1 protein-coding gene and 1 pseudogene are annotated in these 2,599 nt (G+C 67.6%); both read right to left on the reverse strand.

The annotated features are described in order from the left end of the window. Window positions 1-184: 184 nt before the first annotated feature. Window positions 185-1,420, reverse strand: a complete 1,236-nt coding sequence (locus ACLP25_RS24880) for a glycosyltransferase (protein ID WP_442471802.1) — start codon at window positions 1,418-1,420, stop codon at window positions 185-187. 321 nt (window positions 1,421-1,741) lie between these two features. Continuing rightward, window positions 1,742-2,599, reverse strand: a pseudogene (locus tag ACLP25_RS24885) (replication-associated recombination protein A); the annotation flags it as partial.

Below are 2,599 nucleotides of genomic sequence, written 5' to 3' on the forward strand. Positions count from 1 at the left end.
CCGACCCCCATCCAAGCCCGCGCCTTCGATCTCCTCGGCCTCAAAATCGCCGCGTAGGCAGAACGCGATGCGCCCGTCGAGTCACGTCAATGACTTGCGCTCACAAACACCGGAAGTTCGGGCTAGCCCGACGCCGGCGCGGGTCGTTTCGCGGGCGATCGGGGGCTCGACCCGCTGAAGCTCGTCACCTTCGGAGGACGAGTCTCTCGATCTCGGCGACGGCCCGGCTGAGCCCATTTTCCTCGCTCATTGCCGCGCCCAAAGCCGAAGCGCGTGACCGCATGGCGGCGCTTTCAGCCAGAGTGATCCCGCGCTCGAGCGCCGAGGCCGTTACATCCCTTGCGGCGACCGACAGCGAGGCAGCCCCTGCGCGCTGCAGGCAGTCCGCCCAGAAAAACTGGTCTCCCACGAAGGGGACCACGACCGACGGGACGCCGGCGCGGACGGCCGAGTGGCTGGTGCCGGACCCTCCATGGTGGATGACTATCGACGCGCGCGGAAACAGCCAGTCGTGCGGCGTATCGCCAAGGGTGAGGAAATTGGCGGGCAGATCGGACGCCTCGACGCCGCTCCAGCCCGGATAGAACAGGGCCCGCCGGCCGCCGACGGCCGGCAGCAAGGCCGCCAACAAGGTTCTTCGGTCAAGGCCCGCCATGCTGCCGAAACCCACATAGAGCGGCGGCTCGCCCGCCGCCAGAAAGGCGGCGAGGGCGGCGGGCGGGGTCCAGTCTGTCGCCGGCGGCGCCCACCGGCCGCACATCACGACGTTATCCGGCCAATCGCGTGGACGCGGCAGAAGGCTCGACGAAATCCCATAGAGCATGGGGAGGTCTGTCCACAGCCGGCGCCGGGGGGCGAGACCCAGCGTTTTCGCGCGCGCAGCGTTCGTCCGGGCTCGAAAGGCGCGCCAGATCAGGCCATTGACGACGCGATGGCTCGTACGGTTGAGCCAGCGGGGAATCGCACCCGGACGTAAGAAGGGCGACGGAAATTCCGCTGTCGGCGTGATCGGAATGAGGCCGGTTCCAATGGCGGCGACACCGAGGCGTTCGGCCACGGAGAAACCGACGAACGCCGCCAGCCCGCCAACGATCACGGCGTCGCATCCCTGCGCCGCCTCCAGGGCTTCGCGCATCCAAGCCTCGGCATTGGCGTTCGCGAGATGGGCCATGGCTTTCGCCGCGTCTGCGAATCCGCCGCCCTTGCCGACGATTTTGGCAAGCGCAGCGCCAGGCTGCACCGCCGCCTTGATGTCTCCGGCGATGGGGGTCGCCGGAACGCCCAGGGCTGCGGCGGAGCCCAACGTCGAAATGTCCGCCAGCAGCCGCGCTTCGTGGCCGGCGTTGATCAGCGCGCGGCACAGCGCCGCCATAGGCCTGGCGTCGCCCTCGGTCCCGTACGTTACCGCGACGAACCTCATCGAGACCTCTTTTCACGCGATAAACCCGTCTATCCGCGGCCATTCGCGGCGATTTCGTTTCAGAAATTCAGAATTCCGTGCTAATCTGCTCACAATAAGGGATCGAGGGGTTCTCATGGCTGCCGCCGCACATAGCAGGACTGGAAGCAACGAGGCTCCAAAATCATGGTTAATCGCGCAGCGGTTATTTTTCGGAAAACTCGCTGCCAACTCTTTGAAAATGAACGATTCACGGGTGAAAAACACGGTTAAAATCGCGTCCGAACGCCTACCGAATGCGTACCGAACGACGCCCGGACATCGCCTGAATGAGGCCGCAGATCACGCGCGCCCCCGCTCCTTCCTCAGCCGGGCCCAGTAGTCGAGCCGCTTGCGGATGTCGCGCTCGAAGCCGCGCTCGACCGGCTCATAGAGGGTTCGGCGTCCCAGCGCCTCGGGCCAGTAGTTCTGGCCCGAGAACGCGTCGGGCGCGTCGTGGTCGTACTGGTAATCCGCGCCGTAGCCCTCGCGCTTCATGAGCCGGGTCGGGGCGTTGAGGATGGTCCTGGGCGGCGTCAGCGAGCCGTGCGTCTTGGCGAGCGCCTGCGCGGCGGCGAAGGCGGTATAGACGGCGTTCGACTTCGGCGCGGTCGCGACATAGACGACGGCCTCGGCGATCGCGAGCTCACCCTCGGGACTGCCGAGGAAATCGTAGGCCTCCTTGGCGGCGTTGGCGACGACGAGCGCCTGCGGATCGGCGAGGCCGACGTCCTCCGAGGCCATGCGCACGACGCGCCGGGCGATGAACAGCGGGTCCTCGCCGGCGTCGAACATGCGGGCGAGATAGTAGAGCGCCGCGTCCGGGTCGGAGCCGCGCACGCACTTGTGCAGGGCCGAGATCAGATTGTAGTGCCCGTCCTGCCCCTTGTCGTAGAGCGGCGCGCGCCGCTGCACGACCTCGACGAGGCGATGCGCGTCGAGGATCTCGTCCGGCCTCGCCGCGCGCCAGACTTCCTCCGCAAGCGTCAGCATCGAACGGCCGTCTCCGTCGGCCATGCCGATCAGCGCCGCGCGCGCTTCCCCGTCGAGCGGCAGCGCCTTGCCGACGACGCGCTCGGCGCGCGCGATCAGCGCCTCCAGCGCCTCTGGCGTCAGCGCGCGGAAGACGAGCACCCGGGCTCTCGAGAGGAGCGCGGCGTT

Source organism: Roseiarcus sp. (assembly GCF_052145395.1).
In the GTDB taxonomy this organism is placed as follows: Bacteria; Pseudomonadota; Alphaproteobacteria; order Rhizobiales; family Beijerinckiaceae; genus Roseiarcus.

What these genes read in the sequence shown, in the direction of transcription:
- ACLP25_RS24880 (WP_442471802.1), bottom strand. Translation starts at nt 1,420, where the DNA reads ATGAGGTTCGTCGCGGTAACGTACGGGACCGAGGGCGACGCCAGGCCT.